This window comes from Lacrimispora sp. 38-1, from assembly GCF_049890855.1.
In the GTDB taxonomy this organism is placed as follows: Bacteria; Bacillota; Clostridia; order Lachnospirales; family Lachnospiraceae; genus Lacrimispora.
Genome location: NZ_JBANEW010000073.1, coordinates 155,077 through 178,822 on the forward strand (window position 1 = coordinate 155,077; position 23,746 = coordinate 178,822).

At 39.0% G+C, this 23,746-nt stretch carries 7 protein-coding genes; all 7 read left to right on the plus strand.

Features of this window, described 5'->3' with window-relative positions; genetic code table 11:
- Entirely contained in the window at positions 1–9,180 is a 9,180-nt protein-coding gene (locus V7D18_RS21520) for an SDR family NAD(P)-dependent oxidoreductase (RefSeq protein WP_426157374.1), read from the plus strand.
- Positions 9,181–9,196: 16 nt separating this feature from the next.
- Positions 9,197–12,040, plus strand: coding sequence for a type I polyketide synthase (locus tag V7D18_RS21525; protein WP_426157376.1), 2,844 nt, complete (start codon positions 9,197–9,199; stop codon positions 12,038–12,040).
- 26 nt (positions 12,041–12,066) lie between these two features.
- Positions 12,067–19,671, plus strand: a complete 7,605-nt coding sequence (locus V7D18_RS21530; RefSeq protein WP_426157378.1) for an alpha/beta fold hydrolase — start codon at positions 12,067–12,069, stop codon at positions 19,669–19,671.
- Positions 19,672–19,674: 3 nt separating this feature from the next.
- The gene (locus V7D18_RS21535) at positions 19,675–20,535 is read left to right on the plus strand and encodes a hypothetical protein (RefSeq protein ID WP_426157380.1); all 861 of its coding nucleotides are present in this window, start codon (positions 19,675–19,677) and stop codon (positions 20,533–20,535) included.
- A 12-nt stretch (positions 20,536–20,547) separates the two neighbouring features.
- Positions 20,548–21,801, plus strand: a complete 1,254-nt coding sequence (locus V7D18_RS21540) for a 2-phospho-L-lactate transferase CofD family protein (protein ID WP_426157382.1) — start codon at positions 20,548–20,550, stop codon at positions 21,799–21,801.
- Positions 21,782–22,423, plus strand: a complete 642-nt coding sequence (locus V7D18_RS21545; protein ID WP_426157384.1) for an HAD family hydrolase — start codon at positions 21,782–21,784, stop codon at positions 22,421–22,423. Before V7D18_RS21540 ends, V7D18_RS21545 begins: the two co-directional genes overlap by 20 nt.
- A 66-nt stretch (positions 22,424–22,489) precedes the next feature.
- Positions 22,490–23,740 carry a glycosyltransferase gene (locus V7D18_RS21550; RefSeq protein ID WP_426157386.1) on the plus strand — a complete coding sequence of 417 codons (1,251 nt, stop codon included), beginning with the start codon at positions 22,490–22,492 and terminating at the stop codon, positions 23,738–23,740.
- Positions 23,741–23,746: the final 6 nt, after the last annotated feature.

Sequence of the window (23,746 nt, forward strand, 5' to 3'; positions counted from 1 at the left end):
ATGGCTGAAAAGGAACTCACACAGACAGAAATATTCGAAATGCTGTACAAACATGAAATTACCAAAGAAAAAGCAATGGAACTTTTAAACAGGCACGATGAGGATCAAAATCCAAATCCGGTACAGGAGGGATTCAATGAGGTACGGAACCGGATTTGTAAGATTGTTGCTGACAATCTCCATATAGATGCTCTGGAGCTTATTGAAGATATTAGTTTTAAAGAGCTGGGAGTTGATTCCATAAATGGTATAGAAATCATCCGGGATATAAACCGCAATTACAGACTTAACCTGGATGCTGTCGTTATTTATGATTATCCCAATATAACCAGGCTAAGTGAACTGGTTTTCAGCGAAATACAAAAAATCAGCAAAATAAGCCTGGATGCAGGACTCCATCCACATGTAAAAAGTGATTCGGAAATGCATCCTGACGTACAGAAAATGGGCGCGGCAGGGAACCAGAAAAATGAAATAGTTGAAAAAATATCAGAGATTATATCATCAAATCTGCATCTCCCTAAGGAAGAATTGAATTATGATATCAGTTTTAAAGAATTAGGTGTAGATTCTATTAATGGAATCGAAATCATGAGGGATGTCAATCAGGTATATGGACTTGCTCTTGATGCCGTCACCATTTACGATTATTCAACGATTGAAGCTCTGGCAGAGTATGTTGGACAGGAAAAGGGAAAATCGGTCAGCGCCAATAATAAAATTATGAATGAAGATATTCTGCAGCAGGCACCACAAGAAGAAATGACCGGCAGCGGCAAAATAAAGCTGGGGAAACCAAGGGAAGCCGTTGAACCAAGGGAATTTTCTTCCGGCGGTAAGGTTGCATTAAAGAAAATTGAAGCTTCTTATAAGGATGAAAATGAAAACAGCAGGAACGAGAATTCCGGTAATAATGGGCTGAATATTCAGGAGGGAATTGCAATCGTTGGAATGTCGGGACGTTTTCCGGGCGCAAAAGATATAGAAGAACTCTGGAGTAATTTAGAAAATGGTGTTGACAGCGTGACTGAAATACCAAAGACCAGGTGGGATCTCAGTAAATTTTATGATTCTAACCCTAAAACACCAGGAAAAACCTACAGCAGGGTGGGAGGGTTCCTGGATAATATTGAGACATTTGACCCTTTGTTTTTTAATATATCTCCGAACGAGGCCATTTATATGGACCCGCAGCAAAGGATTTTTTTAGAAGAGGCATGGAAAGCCCTCGAGGATGCCGGCTGTGCCGACAGTTCTCTTTCAGGCAGTAAATGCGGAGTTTTTGTGGGAGCCTCACAAGGCGATTATATGAGCACATTAGCGGAAAACGGCTGTAATACTTATGGGGAAGCATTTACCGGAATGGCAACTTCCATATTGGCAGCAAGAATCTCCTACTTTTTAAACCTGACAGGGCCCAGTATAACTATTGATACTGCATGCTCCAGCTCTCTTGTAGCACTGCATTTAGCCTGTGAAAGCATTCATAATGGGGAAAGTGATATGGCAATAGCAGGCGGCATTAAATTAATGCTTACGCCGGACCTGCATATTTCGACCAGTAAACTTGAGATGCTGTCCAAAAGTGACAAATGCAGGCCGTTTGATCAAAAAGCAGATGGCACGGTTATGAGTGAAGGCGTTGGGGCAATTGTAATGATGTCCTTAAAAAAGGCACTCAGTGAAGATCATACGATATATGGCATAATAAAGGGGTCCTGCATAAATCAGGATGGCAGGACCAACGGAATAACTGCACCCAGTATGCAGTCACAGACGAGATTAGAAATAGATACGTACAACAAAGCGAATATATCTCCAAGGGATATAAGTTTCGTAGAGGCACATGGTACGGGAACAAAGTTAGGTGATCCGATTGAAGTTAAGGCTTTAAGTTCCTCTTTCGGCGAATTTACAGATGATAAGCAGTTTTGTGCAATCGGCTCCATTAAATCCAACATTGGCCATTCCACAAGTGCCGCAGGCATTATCAGTGTAATCAAGGTATTGCTGGCCATGAAATATCACAAAATTCCGGCCACATTACATTTTGATACCCAAAATGAGCATCTTGATTTTTCCAGCACGCCATTTTATGTTAATACAAGTACGATAGACTGGATTCCGGAAAGAGGTGTTCCCCGAACGGCAGCCGTAAGTGCCTTTGGATTCAGCGGGACAAATGCACATGTTGTATTGCAGGAATATCCAGACATCCGGAAAACAAGGCAGAAGTCAAAACTTCCGTATTATCTGATAACGTTATCGGCAAAGACAAAGGAAGCCTATGAACAACGTATCAGGGACCTTGACAGATGGCTGGAACTCAACGATGATCATTCAATTGATGATGTCGCTTATACATTACATGCAGGAAGAAGCAGTTTCCGCATCAGGGGTGCCTTAGTAGTTGAAGGAATGGAGGAATTGAAAAGACGCATCAGGGAAATCGCGGATACCGGCAGTACGGAAGATTATGTGGCCGAATATAACTTGACAAAATCTGTTGAAAGTTCTGCAGCATCTAAAAGGCTGGAGGGACTTTTCCGTGAAATAGAACAAGCAGAGGATATCCAATCGTATAAGTCCGGGTTAATGGAAATAGCCAGAGCTTACGTAAATTTGGAAATCACGGACTGTAAAAAAGTTTTTGGAGAAAATGCGTACCATATGATTTCTTTGCCAGCTTACCCATTTACGCAAGAAGTTTTCTGGGTAGAAAAATCCAATACGTCTATTGAAACAAAGGGGGGGAAAGAAATTAAGGGAATACACCCTTTGCTGGATAAGAATATATCTACTTTTGAGAGGGTTGCCTTTGAAAAGAGCTTTATTGGGAACGAATTTTTCCTTGAGGACCATATCGTAAAGGATACGAAGGTCTTGCCGGCAGTAGCCTATCTTGAAATGGTAAGAGCCGCTGCCGATCTCGCCATGCCGGGCTGCAGGGTTGCTTCAATCAGCAATAACTATTGGCTGAATGCCATCAGGGTTTTTGAATCAGGAAAAACCGTAAAGCTCTCGTTAATACCTGATCCGGAAAAAAGCAATAGGATCGCTTATGAGGTTACAAGCCAGGAAGCGGACAATAATGAAGTTCTCCATGGAAAAGGAGAGATAGAAGTAGTACCAGAAGTGCATGTAATGAAAAAGGAAATTCTGGATTTAGAAAAAATTAAGGACAGATGTGATAAATCAATTTCGGGAGATGAGTGCTATCAATTATTTTGGACGAGCGGTTTGAAACTTGGCAGAAGTTTTCAGTCTATAAAAAACCTGGTTTATAATGATCATGAGGGGTTAGCGGTTCTTAAGCTGCCGGAGCATTTAATAGAAGGTTTCAATAAATTTAAACTGCATCCAACGCTGTTAGATGGAGCTCTGGAAGCTGTGGTTGGTATGATAAATGCCAAAGCTGATACAAAAGGTGTGAGATTACCTTATTATATTGGAAAAGTAGAAATTATAGATGCCCTTACAGAGGATTGTTTCTCCTATGTTCAATACACCGGTACAAAGAAGAACGGACTGAACGAATCGGATTGTTATGATGTATATATATTAAACTTAAAAGGAGAAGTTCTGGCAAAAGTCACGGACTTTTCGTTATGGGAAATTGGTACCATGAATCATGCTGCGAATTCAAAAAAATACCCGGTTATGTATTTTAAAAAGAACTGGGAAGTTCGGAATTTGGAAGCTGCCAATTGCAAGTTAAGTAACATTCTGCTATTTGATAATGATGACATCCTGGCACAGCAGCTGCGGTTGAATAGTGATCGGGTAAACCTGATCCTTCCGGGTGAAAGCTTTCTTGAAATCAATGATAAATATTATGTAAATCCAACTTCGAAACAGGATTTTGAACTGCTCATAAGGACATTGGATTTAAAAAATGAATTGCCATCCAATATCCTGTATATGTGGGCAAAAGATATGGATAGTCAGGAGTTATTGGTTCCTGATCCGTTAGATATCAGCATTATGCCTCTATTATATCTTTATCAGGCAATGGAGCATAGAAGATACGATCATATACATATGATTTATGCATTCTTAGGAGATGGGAAAAGTTATTCTCCATATGGAGCAGCATTCGATGGCTTTTCAAAATCCTTAATGTTCGAAAACTCAAAATATAAATGTAAAACCCTTCATTTCAGCCGGCAGTATAATATAACGCAAATAGGTGCAATGCTGATGAACGAATTACAGGATGACAATTCCAGGGAAACTGAAATCATGTACCTGCCGGAAGGCCGCTATGTCAGAGCTGTCAATAAGTTTTCACCTGTAACGAGGCATGATGACTTTTTATTACGGCAGAATGGTGTATATATTATTACCGGCGGTTTTGGAAAACTGGGTATGATCTTTGCCAGATATTTAGCCGGGCACTATAAAGCGAAATTGTGTTTGACAAGCAGAACAACATTAAACCGGGACAGAGAAATGGCTGTAAGGGAACTGGAAGCACTGGGCGGACAGGTCCTCTTTTTTAAAGGAGATGTTTCTGACTATGACGATGCGCAGAAGCTTGTGAACACGGTTAAATTGCATTTCGGGAGTATTCACGGCATCTTGCATACCGCAGGTATGATAAATGATGCTTTTTTGATCAATAAGTCAAAAGAAGCTATGGAGGATGTCATGAGTCCCAAAATAAGGGGGACAATAAATCTGGATTTGTCGACAAAAGATGAAGAACTGGATTTTATTGTATTGTTCTCATCTACATCTGCTGTCACCGGAAATATAGGTCAGTCTGACTATGCATATGCCAATAGTTATATGGATCATTATGCTCAGACAAGAAAAATTCTTGGTCTTAAAAACATGCGGCACGGGAAAATGCTTTCGATTAACTGGCCAGTATGGGAAGAGGGGGGAATGAACATCGATAAAGGTACGGAAACTCTTTTCAAATCATTTGGTGTTGAAAAAATGGAGTCTGAGGCTGGGATCGATGCATTTCTTATAGGACTTCATTCAGACGAGGTTCAGATTGCAGTTATACAGGGAGATCCGGAAAAGGTGGAGGAGTTCCTGAATGTAAATGGAAGCGGTGAACAGCTTAAGCCTGCTTTAAAGTCCGCAGAACTGCCCAAAAGAGATTATATGGATTCCATCTGTAAAGATATTAAAAAGGCTGTAAGCGATATTCTCAGAATAAAAGAGAAGGACATATTTTTACATAAAGAAATGAGTGAGTATGGCTTCAATTCATTGACGTTTACGGAATTAACAAATCGAATGAATGATTTATATAGGATACGTATAAATCCAAGCATTTTCTTCGAATATCCGACGTTGAGTTCCTTTGCCGCTTATCTGGCTGAAGAACACTGCCAGAACATCCAAGAAACTTATGGAAGGGATGAAGAAAATGACGTTGAAGAGACATCTGCCAGTTCTGAGACGAGTGAACCTGTTAAAGAAGAAAAGCTGGTCAGCGGAACCCGGGAGCCCATTGCAATCATAGGAATAAGCGGTATCATGCCGCAGTCAGAGGATCTGCTTACTTTTTGGGAAAATTTGAAGGAGGCCAAAAATTTAATAACAGAAGTCCCGGCAGAACGATGGGATATAAAGAATCTTCCGGATAATATTTCGAAATGGGGAGGATTTATGAAGGAGATAGATAAATTTGACCCCTTATTCTTCGGGATATCACCTCTGGAAGCTGAATTAATGGATCCGCAGCAAAGAATTTTTATGCAGACCGTATGGTCGGCTATAGAAGATGCCGGTTATAAGCCAGCCGATCTATCAGATACGAAAACGGCAGTTTTTGTCGGAGTCTCGACAACCGATTATAGAGATGTTCTTCAAGGGAATGAAATAGAAGCCCTCACTTCGACCGGTAACTCGCACTGTATTCTGGCAAACAGAATATCCTATTTATTAAATTTACACGGTCCCAGTGAACCAATCGATACGGCCTGTTCCTCCTCATTAGTAGCCATTCATAGAGGAATGGAAGCTATCTATAATGGAGATTGTGATACGGCCATAGTAGGAGGGGTTAATGTTTTAGCCAGCCCTACATTGCATATATCATTCAGCAAAGCAGGGATGCTGTCGCCGGATGGAGTCTGCAGAACATTTGATGAGGGCGCCAATGGCTATGTCAGAGGGGAAGGCGCCGGTGCAATCTGGTTAAAGCCACTTAGCAGAGCGAAAAAGGATGGAGATCCTATTTATGCCCTGATAAAAGGTACGGCTGTGAATCATGGCGGCCGGGCAGCTTCTCTGACAGCGCCTAACCCAACTGCTCAGGCAAAGTTAATGGTGGAATCTTTTGACAAAGCGGGTTTCAGTCCGGAAACAATCACTTATATAGAAGCACATGGGACAGGTACTCAATTGGGCGATCCTATTGAAATAAACGGATTGAAGAAAGCGTTTGCAGAGATGTACCATAGAACTGGAACAGCAGCTAAAGATGCATATTGCGGCATTGGCTCAGTAAAACCTAATATTGGGCATTTGGAAACTGCAGCAGGGATAGCAAGCGTCTTAAAGGTAGTGTTGGCGCTGAAGCACAAGACATTGCCGGGACTGGCCAACTTTAACAGAATGAATCCTTACATTCAGCTTGAGAAGACCCCATTTTATCTGGTAGAAAAGACTCAGGTGTGGAAAGCTCAGGTTGATGATGCAGGGAATGAGATGCCCCGGCGTGCAGGTATCAGTTCCTTTGGCTTCGGCGGTATGAATGCACATGTAGCGATTGAAGAATATAAAGAAGAAATTAATTGGAATACAAAATCAAATGATCCTCAAATTATCATTTTGTCGGCAAAGTCAAAAAATCAATTAACAGATTATGCCGGACGGATGCTGACATATTTACAAAGTGAATATCCGGATAAAGAAGAAAAAGAATTTCCTTTGCAAAGCATTGCTTTTACGCTGCAAACAGGACGGGAAGAGATGGAGGAAAGACTTGCCTTCGTGGCGGCAACGCATACAGAATTAATCAGCAAGCTGAAAGGATTCGTATGTAATGAAGAAAGGGATACATACGGTATTCATCAAAATACAGTAAAGAGCATCCGGACCGGAGCTGTCAGTGATGCTGTGGATCAGGAAATACTCACGGTTCTTATTGAAAAAGGAGATATGAATAAGATCGCAAGCCTTTGGATTGAGGGATTTACAATTGATTGGAGCCTCTTACATTCGAAAGAGGTGAGAAAAAGAATCCCGCTTCCGGCATATCCGTTTGAGAAGCGGCGTATCTGGAAGGCGGGCGCAGGAATCCGTGATGAAAATTATTTCTACTTGCCCAGGTGGGAAAAACAGGATTCAAACCCAGAAATTTTGGGATATGACTATGTTAAAAAACATGTACTTATAGTCGTTCCGGAAAAATATGATTTCTTATGTGAATATATCAATGATAAATTCCGGGAAAGTATGATATACCAAATCATTTTGGGCAATAGAAATGAAAATTACGGACAGTATAGACGGCTTATCGATGTGAAGGATGAAAGAGCCATTGCACATTGTATTGATAAAATTGAAGAGCTGGATTACCTGTTCTATTTCGGCGGAATGTTCGATGAGAAGGAAAATTGCCTGGATTCTGAAACCTTAGATGATATGCAGGAGTATGGGATATACTCACTCTTCAGGCTGGTGAAAGCTCTTGCAGAAAAAGGCTTTGATGACAGAAAACTGTGCATGAAGGTCATGACCAATAATACCTGCAGACTTTTTGACGAGGATATAACACCATATGCTGGCAGCGTCTTGGGATTTCTTAAGTCGATGGCTAAGGAATTCCCCTATTGGAGCGTGAGTTGTATTGATGTTGATAAGAAAGAATTCGTGAGTGATGAAAAACATTTTATGGAACTTTTCATGGATGAGCCTCTGTCCAAAACAGGGGAAGAGACTTTGATAAGAAAAGGGGACAGATACAGACTCAAGCTGGAACCTGTTGCTTTAAGCAAAAGCCTTAAGACTTCGTTCAGATGGAAAGGAGTCTATATGATTGTCGGCGGAGCAGGCGGAATTGGCTTGGAATTATGCCGATATCTGGCAAAAGAAGCCAAGGGGAGGATAATTTTAATCGGAAGATCCGACTTGACTTCTGATAAACAGAAAAAGATATCGGAAATAGAAGAAATGGGGGCAGAGATCCTTTATATCAAGGCAGATGTAACGAATAAAAATGATATGGACAGGGCCGTAAAAGAGGCGAAGCAAAGATTTGGAAAGATCCATGGAGTGATCCATTCCGCTATAGTAATGAGAGATATGGCGATAAAAAATATGAGTGAAGATGATTTAAAAGCTTCTTTAGCGCCTAAAGTACAAGGGAGCCTTGTCCTTTATAATGCCATAAGAGAAGAAGAATTAGATTTCATGATGTTTTTTTCTTCCATTCAAAGTTTTGTAGGAAACGCGGGGCAGGCCAATTATGCAGCAGCATGTGCATTTAAGGATTCATTCGCATTATATTTGAACTCAGCAGGCAAAATACCAATTAAAATAATTCATTGGGGATATTGGGGGTCTGTTGGAGTTGCTTCCTCTGATAAACATAATAAGCTCATGGAAAAAGCGGGTTTACTGTCAATTGAGCCTGAAGAGGGGATGGATACAATCGAACGGGTTCTCTCCTCTGATAATTATAATCAGATAGTCATGCTCAAGGCAACTGATAAATTAATTGAACAATCTGATATCATAATGAAAAAGCATGATACAAACAACAGTGTGGGTTCAGGTAATCAGAGCAATATCAAACATGTGAAGGTTGATGTGAAAAGCAAAGTGGCCGATAGTCAGGATTGTGGCGAATTAATAGGTTCCATACAGGAGGTTCTAAAAGAGTGTGTTGCCGGTGCCTTAAAAATGGAGGAAAAAGAACTGGATTTTAACGAACAATTTTCTGAATATGGAGTAGATTCTATTACGGCTGTCAATTTACTGAAGGTTATTAACAATACTTTTGGTATTACACTGAAAAGCACAATCCTGTTTGACTACAGCAATATACATGATTTGAGTGATTATCTTTGTAAAAATTACCGGAGAGAGTGCGGGGAGGCATTAAAGAAAGACCAGGGAGATATACAGGAAAAGGCTGATTTATCTGTCTTAGAACGCCTGGCAGATGGATCTATAGATGTTGACGAAGTAATGAGGAGATTTACTGACTAATTTATGGAGGTGGCATATGACGCATACAGATTTTGAAGCAGAAGTAAAAAGAATATTATTTCAAATTAAAGAGAAACGTATAACCCCAGAAAAGGGAAAAGAAATGATTGAAACAGCGAAACAATCCTTAGAGCATCAAGATGCAGTCAATTGCCAGACGCCGGAACATAAGAGTTCCGGCGTTACTGATTATGCAAAGGATAAAGAGAGAAATCTTCAAAAAAATATTGTGGGAGATATAGCTGTCATAGGCATGTCGGGCCGCTTTCCGGGAGCAGATAATTTGGATGAATTCTGGGAAAATTTATCAAACGGCGTCAGTTCAATTACCGAGGTGCCGAAGGAACGGTGGGATATTAGTCAATACTATGATCCGGATGAGGATAAAATGGACAAGACCAACTCTAAATGGGGTGGCTTTATAAAAGATATAGATAAGTTTGACCCTGCTTTTTTCAACATATCGGGAATGGAAGCGGAGGTTATGGACCCACAGCAGAGGGTTTTCTTGGAAGAATGCTGGAAAGCCCTGGAGGATGCAGGGTACGCAAATGATTATATAATGGGGACAAAATGTGGGGTATTTGTTGGTGCGGCACCAAGAGATTATCTAAGCATAGTTAGTGAAAATACTGATATTACGGCGCAGGCCTTTTGGGGGAATACAGGGTCTATACTGGCTTCAAGAATTTCCTATTTTTTGAATTTGAAAGGCCCTGCTATTACAATTGAAACCGCTTGCTCTTCTTCATTAGTTTCCATACATTTGGCCTGTCAAAGTATAAGAGCAGGGGAGTGTGATCTGGCAATTGCAGGCGGTATCTGGATATGCACAACTCCACATTACTATATATATACAAGTAATGCCGGAATGCTTTCACCGGAAGGAAAATGCAAGACATTTGATAATGAGGCGGATGGAATTGTGAATGGTGAGTGCGCCGGCAGCATTATATTAAAAGATCTGAATCAGGCGGTCAGAGATGGAGACAGTATTTATGGGGTGATCAAGGGTTCCTGCATCAATCAGGATGGAAAAACCAACGGAATAACAGCACCGAGTTCCATATCGCAGAGCAGATTGGAATTAGATGTTTATGAAAAATATAATATTAACCCAGAGACAATTACCTTTGTGGAGGCTCATGGAACCGGGACCAGGCTTGGCGATCCTATTGAGGTAGATGCGCTGAAGACTGCATTTCAAAAATATACAAATAAACGGCAATTCTGTGCATTGGGTTCTGTAAAAACCAATATTGGCCATGCTTCCATAGCAGCCGGTATTGCCAGTGTGATAAAAGTTTTATTAGCGCTAAAAAATAAAAAAATTCCGCCATCTTTGAATTTTATAAAGGAAAATGAGCAGTTGGATTTGAAAGATAGTCCGTTTTATGTAAATACGGAATTAAAAGACTGGTTTGAAAAAGACCGTAATTTAAGAGCTGCGGTCAGTTCGTTCGGTTTTTCAGGTACCAATGCCCATTTAGTGATAGAAGAGTATAAAAATAATGAACAGAGATCTGGGCCTCCCAGTTATTATTTAGCTCCATTTTCAGGCAGAACTAAGGATGAGCTTTTAAAAAGAATGGAGGATTTTCTGGTTTGGTCTAAGAAAAATGCCAGCCTTGAAGAGATGAGGAATATTTGCTATTCATTGTCCAACTGCCGTAAGCATTTCAATTTTAGAAAGGCTTTTGTGGTTAGTGAGCAGGAAGAACTCAATAAGAAAATAGGTGATTTTCTAAATAATGAAATTGCTGACAGTGATGAGGAGGAACGTGTTCACGAAGCCGATATAGGAGAACTATATGATAAATTAAAAAAGTATAGCGAAAAATCAGAAATGCAAGAGAACTTACTTATGCAATTAAAATTATTTTATGAATCAGGCAGATTCATATCCTGGGAGAATGTATATAGTAACAACGAATGCAAAAAAGTACATTTGCCGGTATATCCATTAAAGAGGGATCAATATTGGGTGAAGCATAATCCCAGGTATTCAACGATTCATTTAAAGGACCAGGGAAATCCCCTGGTTCATGATAATAAGTCTGGTTTAAATGGAATAAGATATATAACCTATATAGATAAAGTCTTTCATGATTCAAATAGCGTGAGCAGGTGGAACGGACATACCTATTTCCTATGGTCTAATTTTATTGAAATGTTTTTTGAATCCGGAAAGTCCGCAGCGGAGAAAGAAATAACAGGTATTATGGATATGGTGTGCACGAGTCCGGAAGAATTTCCTGAAAATGAGCAAATGCTTGAGACTTCTATATATTCTTTAGAAGGCGAATGTTATGCGGAAATCTGCGGGTACGCTGACCAGAATCAAGTTGTTTATGCGCAGGGAAGGCTTTTATTTGAGAAGGAAGAATTTATCGGTCTGCCGTCAATAAATGATATAGAAAGTTTCAGGATAGAATGCCGGGAATCATTGCCTTTTGATCTATTGAATAACAGACTGGCAGATGAATTTAATATTATATATGGACAGGACTTTTTCGGCATTATGAAATTGGCTATATCAGATGATAGGACAATGGCTCTGGTTGATTTGGCTGCCGGTAAACAAGATTTTGGCTATACAATAAATCCCGGATTGGTTGAAATGGCGTTTAAATTATCGCTTTCACTGATAAAGGACAGCTGCTCAAGACATTACTATTTTGCCGGATTTAAGAGTCTGGTTATTTATGGCGCTATGAAAGCTGAGTGCAGTATTTATATCAAACTCTTGGAGTGTAAAGAAGAAAATACCAAAAGCGAATGGCGTTATGATGTGCTGTTTGCTGATGCAGACGGCGGCGTGGTTTCGGTTATTCACGACTATAAAGTAAAAGGATACTGACCGCTGTTTAAGAAAGGAGTCCTATTATGAAGGAAGTACTAGAAGGTATGGAACGCCGAATGTCCGGTGATCTGCCTGCAAAATATTCTTTGACTTATTTTAAAGAGGAATGGATAGAATCTTCAAAGGAGGATAAAAAAGATATCAATTCCGCAGAATCCGTGATTATTTTTGAAATGCCGGATTACCCTTTGGACTTTTATAATACAGATCTTGATGAAAATAAAGTTATTTCTGTTATCAAAGGGGATTGCTATAAACAAGTAAGCAGCAGGCAGTATGAAGTAAATCCCCATAATTATGAGGATTATTTGAGACTGTTTAATGAAATTATCAGGGAAGGAGTTCAAATAGGCAGTATCGTTTATCTTTGGTTTCTCGATGATGCTGAACTTAAAAATTTTAATTCCACCAAAGCTCTGAAGCGGGAGCTTTCCAGTCCAGATGTTTTTAAAGAAAATATGATGGAAGTGACAGACTTATTTTATTTTACAAAAGCGCTCATTACAACGCATATAAAGGGACTTCGGAAACTTCTGTTATTTTCGCTGAAACAGGATCAATATGATAACCCTTTTATAGATATGATTGTCCCTTATGGAAAATCCCTGAAACTGCTCTTACCGGATTTAAACAGCTCATTCGTCCATATAAATAAAATCAGTCAGGTAACAGAGTCCATTTTAACCGAATTGGTCCGCACCAATTCGGAAGCAGAGATTTACTATAAAGAAAATGGCCGTTTTATAATATCCTATAAAATGGTTAAATTGATTGACAAAAAAGGAACGGGTATAAAGGATAGAAGCACATGTCTGATTACTGGCGGAGCGGGGAAGCTGGGGATGATTTTTGCCAATTATCTGTATGATAAATATTCCGCAAATATCGTTCTGATCGGACATTCTGAACTTAATGGTTCGAAAAGAACAGAGGTTGATAACCTCATTAAGAAAGGCTGCAATGTTTTCTATCAAATAGCAGATGTGACGGATATAGAACAGATGAGGGCTGCAATCAGGAATGCTGATGAAAGATTCGGGGGAATTCATACAGTTATTCACGCAGCGGGAATCGTGAGTGAGAAAAACATTGCTGTAAAGTCCTTAAACGAATTTATCAAAATTATTTCTGTTAAGGCATTGGGCGCTTTTGTATTAGATGAAGTTACTAAAAATGAGCCTATACAAAATTTTATATTATTTTCTTCAATTTCATCAATTATAGGAGATTTTGGACAATGTGATTATGCTATAGGAAATAGATTTTTGGACTGTTTTAAAGATATAAGGAAAAATCTCTGCGAGAAGGAACTTAGACAGGGGAGAACTCTTGTAATCAATTGGCCCTTATGGAAAAGCGGCGGGATGAATCAGGATAAAGAAGCGGAGCATCTTTATCTGCACACATCGGGACTTGATTATCTCAGTACTTCGGATGGGATTAAAATTTTTGAATCCATGATTCATTCAGACTTAGAACAGGGAATTGTTTTATACGGAGATGAGCTGAAAGTAAAAAAAATTTTACAGGCAGACATGCCAATTTGTTACGAAAACAGGTATGAACAAGGCGGATTAGTAGAAATAAAAGAAGAGGAAGGAGGGACGGAATTGGATGGGAAGCTGATTATTCTGGCTGCTGATATTTTAAAAAATGATGTAAAAGAGCTGGATGTCAATACGAATTTTGGGGATATGGGGTTTGATTCTATTTCTTTAAAAAGTTATGCTAAGGCGGTATCGGAAAAATTTAATATTGAAATTACCCCCACTGTTTTTTTTGCAGCCAGTACGGCAAAAAAACTTGCTGATTACATAGAAAAAGAATTTCAGCTGGGTGATCAGAAACAAACTCAGACGGCAAAGCTCCAAAAGAACGAAGGAATAAAAAAATTTAGCGGAAAGTTAGAACCTTTCTGCCGTCTGCACCCCGAATTAGCTGAGCAGAATAAAGTCATGAACGGTAAATGTGAGGATGTGGCAATAATAGGTGCGGAAGGTCTGTTCCCGCAGTCTGATAACCTGACTGAGTATTGGGAGAATCTAGAAGGCGAAAAGGATCTGATAACGGAGGTCCCACGGGATAGGTGGGATTGGAGGATTTATTATAGCACTGACCGGTCGGCTCCAAATAAGACGGTATCAAAATGCGGCGGATTTATTAATCATGTTGATATGTTTGATGCAAAATTTTTTAATATATCACGCTTGGAGGCAGAGTTAATGGATCCGCAGCATCGTCTTTTGCTTCAGGAAGTGTGGAAAGTAATAGAGGATGCGGGATATAAGGCGTCAATGCTGTCAGGCAAAAATGTAGGGGTATTTATCGGAACGCAGTTCAATGATTACCAGGAATTGCTTCATGAATGCGGTGAAATTAAGCCGCAGTTAGTAACCGGAAATTCACAGGCTCTTTTAGCAAACAGGATTTCCTATTATATGAACTTTATGGGACCAAGTGAAACAATTGATACAGCCTGTTCCTCCAGCCTGGTTGCTGTTCATCATGCCATTCAGTCTATACAGCGTGGTGAGAGTGAACTTGCTGTGGCCGGAGGCGTAAGCCTTATGTTATCTCCTAAGACTTTTATAAGTGCCAGCAAACTGGGCGTGCTTTCTCCTGATAATCATTGTAAAACATTTGATGAAGGAGCAAATGGATATGTAAGAGGCGAAGGAGTCGGAGTAGTATTATTGAAGCCTTTAAACCAGGCAATAAAAGATAAGGATCATATATATGCAGTTATCAGGGGGAGTGCTGAAAATCACGGGGGCAGGGCCAGCTCATTGACTGCTCCGAATTCAACAGCCCAGGCAGCTCTTTTGACACGTGCCTATAGAGAGGCGTGTGTAGATATTAATACAATAACCTACATAGAAGCTCACGGCACCGGAACAGAATTAGGAGACCCGGTAGAAATCGAAGGTTTAAAGAAGGCCTTTGACAACTTGATGACGGATTCTGACAAAAAAACGGGCACTATGCCGTTTTGCGGTATTGGCTCTGTAAAGACAAACATCGGTCATTTGGAACCGGCGGCAGGAATTGCCGGCATATTAAAAGTCATACTTGCAATGAAATATAAAAAGCTGCCGGCAAGTATTCTTTTAAATAAAATAAATCCATATATTAAGCTTGATAACAGCCCCTTTTATATTGTGGAAAAAACAAGAGAATGGGGTAATCTGAAGGACGATGAAGGAAATCTGATACCGAGAAGGGCGGGAATAAGCTCTTTTGGTTTCGGAGGTACAAATGCTCACGTGATACTCGAAGAATTTGAAGAGACTCAGGAAGATGTTTCTGCAGGGAGTTCACAAATTGTTATTCTTTCTGCTAAGGACATGGAGCGTTTGACAGAATATGCCACAGACCTGTATGAGTATTTATTAAAGGAGGATGAGAGCGAATGCCGCCTGAGTGATATTGCATTTACCTTACAGAATGGCAGGGAATCAATGGACCAACGGGCGGCTATGGTAGTGAGAGATGCAAAAGACCTCCTGATTTCTTTAAAAGGATTCTTAAATGGGGACAGCCTGCCAAATGTGGTATGCAGTAACAGGAAAGAAAACCAGACTACAGCAGCCATACTCGGAGGTGATGAGGATGTAAAGGATTTAATTAGTAACTGGTATAAAAAAGGAAAACTTTTAAAAATCGCCAGGCTTTGGTCTGTTGGATATGATGTGGATTGGAAGGTTTTGAACCAGGGAGATAATCGGCACCGCGTATCCCTCCCTACCTATCCATTTAAAAAGGAACGCTATTGGCTGCCTTTTAATTCAAAAGAAAAATTCGATAATTTTGACAAGAAAAGCAGTTTGATCGATTCTTTTGATTATCAGTCTTATTTAGATGAGGGAGTTATTTTCTATAAAGAACTCAGTTCTAAGGAAAACATAATCAGTGATCATGTGATAGATGATAAAAAAATTTTTCCTGGTGTCGGATATATAGAAATGGCATACCAGGCTGCCATGCAGGTATTAAAAAATAAAAGGCTTGTATTTGAACGTGTATTTTGGCTGCATCCTCTCATCGTGGATGGGGAAAAACAAAAGATATACCTGGTTCTTAGAAGAACAGATAATAAATTGGTGTTTGAGATAAAAAACTCACATGAGGCAGCTTCCACGATATATGCCAAAGGAGAGCTGGCAGAAGCTTCTGATAATTCAATACAGGATGAATGCATTCCGATTGATGAGATCTTAAACCGCTGTAATGAAAAGCTGAATAGTGCAGAAATATATCAGCAATATGAAAAAAGCGGTATTCGATATGGAGAGTTTTTTAAAGGCATAACAAAAGTATACAGAAATAGTGAAGAGGCAATCGGAAGTATTAAATTACCATCTGGTGAAGGATTGGATCATTATACACTTCATCCCTCCTTATTGGACAGCGCTTTACAGACCATAAGCTGTATCAGTAAAGAAAACGGAAAAATATATTTACCTTATGTGTTAGGAAAGCTGGAAATAGTAAGGCCTTTAAAAACAGAAATGTATGCATATGTGAAACCGGATGGCAAAAATAGTTATAAAATCCTTGTTACTGATGAGTATGGTAATGTATGCTTTAAGTTTTCTGATTACACATTCAGAGAGAGCAAGAGGCAGCCTGGTCATATGTTTTACGGGCAGACGTGGAAAAAGGTGCCTGTTAAAGAGCAGGACCAGGTCCTGAATCATGACAGCAATGGAACTGCTTTCATAATCTATAATAACAGCAGTAAAAAAATAGCAGAAAAAATATCTCTTAAATATTCTGATTCCATAAATGTAAAGATTGGAAAACAAAATATCAGAGTATCGGGCAATCAGTGGGAGGCCAAGGCAGATGATCAAGATGCTTTGGCTAAAATTATATCACAAATCGGTGAGATAGATACAATTTATTATTTAAGTGGTATTCAATTTTGTAATGTCGATTCCGATGACTATAAATCCATTAGGGAAATTCAGGAAGAGGGTGTAATTACCTTATTCAGGCTGATTAAGGCATTGGACGATAAACATTTCATTACAAAGATAAAAGAACTGAAAATTATTATTAATAATACGCAGAGAGTGGAAACTGAAAATGTGATTCTGCCTAATTCCGCAAGTATAAGCGGATTTGTAAAAACCTTGGCCAAGGAATATGTCAATTTAAAAATCACTCTGCTTGATTTGGATTTGATGCAAACCGAAGATAAGGATCTGGAAACTGCAATAGCGCCTGTTTTTTATGAGCCGCATAACAATGCCGGTGAATTGATCGTCTATAGGGAAGACAGAAGATATGAAAAGATCATAGAAACGGTAGATCTTCCGAAACCTGGAAATAGCGCGTTTAAACAGGAGGGAGTATATATCATCATCGGAGGGCTGGGGGGAATCGGTGCTTTATTAAGCAGATATCTGGCCGCTTCCTTTCATGCGAAGATGTTCCTTGTAGGAAGAAGTGAGCTGGATGAAAAAAGGAAACTGTTATTAGAAGAGATCGAAAAAGTGGGGGGTATGGTCTCTTATTACCGGGCAGATATAAATGATTATAATCAAATGGAGAAAGCCGTTAAGGAGGCGAAACGGATTTATGGAAATCAGATTAATGCTGTTTTTCATTCGGCAATTGTTCCATTAGACAGATCCATTCATAACATGAGTGAAACAGAATTCCGGTCAGCATCAGATCTGAAAATTTATGGAAGCCTGGTTTTGCATTCACTTTTTAAAAATGATAAGTTGGATTTTATGGCATTCTTTTCCTCGACATCTTCTCAAGCAGGTATGCCTGGTCAGAGTAACTATGTAAGTGGACTGAATTTTATGGATAATTATGCAGAATACATAGAAGCTAAGGTTTCCTATCCGGTAAAAGTGATTAACTGGGGGTATTGGGGTATCGGTTCAAGTGAAAAAGAAGAATTTAGAAAGAAAATGCAGGCGCAAGGGATATATGCAATCAGTGCAGACGAAGGTATGGAAGCATTGGAGCGGATTTTAGGTAATGAAAAACGTCAGACAATGGTCCTGAAAGCGGGTCCCAAGGTACTGAATCAACTGGGAATAAAGGATAAAGAAGCTCTGGAAACAGATTCGAACTACAATGCAGACCATCTGGATGTATTTGAGAAAACAGGGGATAGCGTGGAAGAAGGCGTGGACAATTTTATAAAAGAGATGCTGTCCAACATATTAAAATGCCCCGCCGATACAATAGATAATACAACTGAGTTTGAGGAATTTGGAATTGATTCGATATTGGGATTTCAGATTCTGGCAGAGTTAGAAAAAACGTTTCCCGGCTTACCGGCCACTTTATTTCTTGATTATACAAATGTAAAACAGCTGACTCGTTATTTCATGGACAATTATGCGGAACAGGTAAATGAAATGTTTGGTGTAAAGAACGTGGCAGACCAGAATCATGACGAGATCTGTGAGGAAAAAGAATCTTTGGCTGCTGTAGAAAGACAAAAACTTGAAAACCAAATAAAGCATATTGTAGCGTCCGTTTTAAAGTGTGAAGCCGGTGATCTGGATAGTGATATTCGTTTTGATGAGTTTGGAATTGATTCGATCATTGGATTTCAGATCCTTGCTGAATTAGAAAAGCAGTTAGGCACTTTGCCGGCAACATTACTTTTTGACAATGGAACTTTGAATAATGTAGTAGATTACCTGCTGACAGTTCACAAAGAGCAGGTATCCTCATGGCTGAAAAGTATGAAAGGAAGATCGGATAATACGGATAATTCACGGGAAGTTAAGATTTCCGGCCATATAAATATGGCCGACAGGGAGATGCCGGTAGATTTAGAGTTGCCAATCAATTTGGAAAGCTTCCTTGTAGAAATTGGACCAGATACGAAGATGGAAGTAACCGTTAAGGGAGAGGGGGAACCTATACTATTCATACCTGGCTTAGCTGTAACCTCTCAGATAAGCATTTATCAGTTTGCAGAATTATCATCAAGATACAAAGTGATAGGCGTAAACTTACCTGGACATGGAAAAAGTGACGGAATTGAGGATTTATCGTTTAAAGGAATCAGCAGTGTTCTGATGAAGGTGATCTCAGAGCTGAATATTTGCGGACCGATCAATGTGATCGGCGGTTCGTACGGAGGCATCATAGCTCAGAATATTGCATTAGAATTTCCGCAAAAGGTTAAATCGCTTATCTTATTAGGAAGTATCACAACTACAAAATTTGATGGCGTGGCTCAGATTTTCTCTTTTACCGAAGCGATTTCAGAGGATTTTACCAAAGTTAAATTAAATGCCTCAACAAAAAGTGTAATTGAAAATATAGATTACTACTTTGAGATCTATAAGCATAGCCAAGAGACAAACCGGCCAATCCTCATGAGGTATCTTGAGATGATGAAAGTAAAAATGACGACTCGTGATGTGATTGATCAAATCCATGTACCTACTTTAATAATTGTTGGTAAATTGGATACAGTAGTAGACCCGGCAGAGTCTGCTTTGCTGCATACAAAAATAAAACATTCTAAGTTAATAGAAATTGCCGATGGGGGACACTTTATTAATTTGACACATCATGAGTTCGTTAATGAAGTTATTTACGAGTTCCTTAAAAGTGATCATTCTTATGAAAAGACGGAGGAGTGAAATTTGGTATTAGAGAAGATAAAAAGCAATTGGGACAGGCTTTGGGAAGATGGAACGATACACTATTTCCCGGAGTCTAATAAAGAACTTTTATTAACAGACGGTCTGTTTCCAATCAAAGTAAAATATGCTCCGGAAAGAGCAAACAGGATAGTAAATAAGAAGCCGCAGGCATTACCGCTGGGAACTGATATCTGGACGAGGAAAGATTGTCTTTATGAATTCAATAAGTTAGTCCTTTTGGCGAATAACCGGCCGGTATGTGAATACCACAGTATTTTATGTTCGAAATTATTTCATGCTCAAAATGAAATTCTATTTGAGGAAATCTGTGAAATCTCCCAGATCGTTGAACAATATGATCTCAGGGGATTCCTGAATCTGGTGGGTACAGCAGCAACACTAAATCATTTTCACGCTCAGATTATTACAGAACCATTTAATATGGAAGGTCTGAAAAAGAAAAAAGTGAATGATAACTGTGCAATCCTTGAAGAGTATCCTGGTGCGAATATTCTGATTACAGGGACTGCTGAAGAAAGATGTAATATTCTATTTGAAATCATTGGAAGAGCTGCCGGTTCTGCTCTTCCGAGTACAGAAAAAAAAGATGGAAGTTATGCAGATAGCCCGCTTTTCACGTTACTTTTTTGGAGTAGTTACATATTATTTATTCCGAGAAAAAGAGAATGGTCCTCAATCACCAGAGCCATGGTCGGAGGCTTGGAATTGAGCGGTTATTTTCTATTTGCTTCAGCCGACACGCCGGAGGATCCGTTTAAAGGGATCACACATGCGAAGATGATGGAGGTTATTCAAGATGTAACTTTCGGTCACAATGAAATGAAATTTTTATATAAATAAGGAGGAATTATTATGTTAAAGGTAGTAGTATTTTCAGGAGGAAGAGGATCAAATTCATTGGTAAAGGAATTGATTAAGGATGAAACAATTAAACTGTCATTAATTGTAAATGCATATGATGACGGGAAATCAACCGGACAGGTTCGTTCATTCTTCAACATGCTTGGACCATCTGACATTAGAAAAAATCAGGAAAATTTAATGACAGATAACTTTGCGGATTACAGCATTTGGTCCAGGGTATTTAAGTTCCGCTTTCCTAAAACGGTAAACCATGAACAGTGTATTACGATCTTAAACGATTTTATTATCGGAAAAAGTTCCAGGATAGGAGATGTTGAGATTAGTAATACTGTACTGGCTGATTTAATAAAAAAATTATTAAAACAGTTTTTGGTTTCATTAAGTGTTTATGAAAAAATATTGGGCAAAGAGTTTGATTTCACGGATTGCTCTCTGTCCAACTGTTTGTATGCCGGGGCTTATGAATTACTTGATAAGAGCTTTACAAAAACAATAGACTTGTTTAATATTCTTCTTCATGTCCATGGCGAAGTAATTCCCACAAATTTAGAAAATAAAAAATTGATGGGAATCAGGGAAAATGGAGAAATTTGTTATAATGAAGCAGAAATCGTAGAATTGCGTTCAAGTGTGCGTATTAAGGACATATATTTAGTTGATGAATATTTAGATAAGAATATTGTAGAAAGTAATTTTAAAACAATGGCTGAAAAAAATGATTATCTGGAACGTGTTCAAAGTTACGTACATGGGACAAATTCAGCGCTTACAGCAATTAAAGACGCTGATATTATTATTTATGCTCCGGGTACGCAGCATTCATCCCTGTTTCCCAGTTATATGACTCTTGGAATTCCGGAAGCAATTTTTTCCAATGTGAAGGCATTAAAGGTTTTCATTTGTAATATCGGTGAAGATTATGAGACACCGGGCTATACGGCAAGTGAATTTTTGACAAGTGCTTATAGATATATGACCAGAAATACGAAAATGAAGATGCCGATTTCAGAATTAATTGATGTTGCCCTTGTCAATACATCCCGTTCTAAAAAGAAGGAAGATATCCGGTATGTAGAAAATGACTTTCATGTATTGGAGAAATTGCCGGTAAATGTTATCTATGATAATTTTGAATCAGATGATTTAGGAAAGCATAATGCAGTTAAGGTTGTTGAAACCGTTAATAACATTTACTATGAAAAATTTTTAAGGAGCTTATCGAATGATTTTAAGGTGGGATAAAAAGCGGTATTTTATTTTTGATTTTGATGGGACTATAGCCGATACCAGTTTATTGCACGCAGAGGCTTTTAATGAAGTTTTTCGTACGTTAGGCATAAGCAATTTTCAATATGATGCTTATAAAGGAAGAAAGACCGTTGAAGTATTTAACGATTTTTTTAAAATGAACGGCTTGATATTTTCTGATGAGGAACTTGCAAATTTTGTCAGAAAAAAGCAAGAGACAGCCAGAAGGTTAATGAAATATGATTTAAAAGCCTTTGACGGAGCCGTTGAATTTATAAAATTATTAAAACAAAAGAATTACATACTGGCTATTGCAACTTCTTCATCTAAGAAAGGCGTAACGCTGGCGTTGGACAGACTGGGCATTTATCATACGTTTGATTATATTTTAACGGGGGATGATGTAGTAAATGCAAAGCCATCACCTGATATTTATTTAAAATCATTGAATGCTGCATCAATTTTACCACAAGAATCAGTGGTTGTGGAGGATTCTGCATCAGGAGCCATAGCAGCCGGAAATGCGCATATAGATGTAATTATCGTGAACAATAAAAGTCTTGAAAAAAGCTATTGCTGTACGGATTTTAACAGCTTAATATCAGAACTTGGGTGAGAGCGGCAGACAGGCAGTTTAAGGCCCCCGTTCATTAGCGGGGGCAGAAAAGGAGGAATGAAAAATATGGGGAAAATTTCAATTGTCGTTGTTGGAACACATGGGGAAGTACGCCCTTTAGTGGCGCTGGGAACTGCGTTAAGAGATGCCGGACATGATGTTTTGCTGTGTGCTCCCCCAAATGAAAAAGATTGGATTGCCCGTTATGGACTTGATTACCGGTCAACTGGGTGTGATATCAATGAACTGATCAGGGGACTGAATAAGTATATGGGACATCCGTTAAAACTGATTAAGGCATTTAAACGTACGCTAAATGGAATCATTGGCGGACAATTCCGGCTTTTGGATGAAATAAAGGATTCTGATCTCATTATTGGAAGCGGAGAACCTTATTCAATACCCTCAATTGCTGAAAAATATCATATACCATATGTATTTGTAAATCTGGTCACACAATTTATGCCTTCGTCGAAGTATCCTCCTACAGCCATTCCCTGGCAGAACATGCCGAAAGGCATCAATAGAATGTGTTGGTTTTTGATCAACAAACTGATGAATTATTCGCTGCTGGGAAAGCTGAATGAACAAAGGGCAATACTTGGGCTTTGTAAAATCAAGGACTTTTACAGGCATTTTCTAAGCAGCTTTGATCTATGTATTATTGCGGTAAATGATATACTGGATAAGTTACCAAAATATAAATTCAACTATATACAAACCGGATTATGGCATGTTCCGGAATTGGAAGATGAAGTTTTAGATCCGAAGCTTACAGAGTTTTTAGAAAGTGGTCCGGCACCGGTGTATATAGGATTTGGAAGTATGAGTGATCCTAATCCTGAAGAAACCAGCAGAATCATTGAGGAGACTGTTAATCGTTTAGGGTGCAGGGCTATTATCTCAAATGGCTGGGCAAATTTATGCAAAAACATAGACAGTAAAAATACATATATGATTGGTTTTGCACCCCATAAGGAACTTTTTCCCAAAGTGGCTGCAGTAGTCCATCATGGCGGAGCCGGTACTGTGTATACTGCAGCCTGGGCGGGAGTCCCACAGGTTATAGTTCCCCATATGCTGGACCATTATTATCAGGCTGCATTATTATATAGGAAGGAATTGATTCCTAAAGCAGTTGAGCGTTCTAAATTGACAAGTGAGAAGTTGTCTGAAGAGATAAAAAAAGCAATGACGAATGAAGATATCAGACAGAACAGTGAAAAAATAGGAATTGAATTGAGAAAAGTGGATAAAGACAGTCTAAAAAGAGCAGTAGAGGCCATTGAAGGTATATTAAAAAAATCTCATGTATGATCTGCA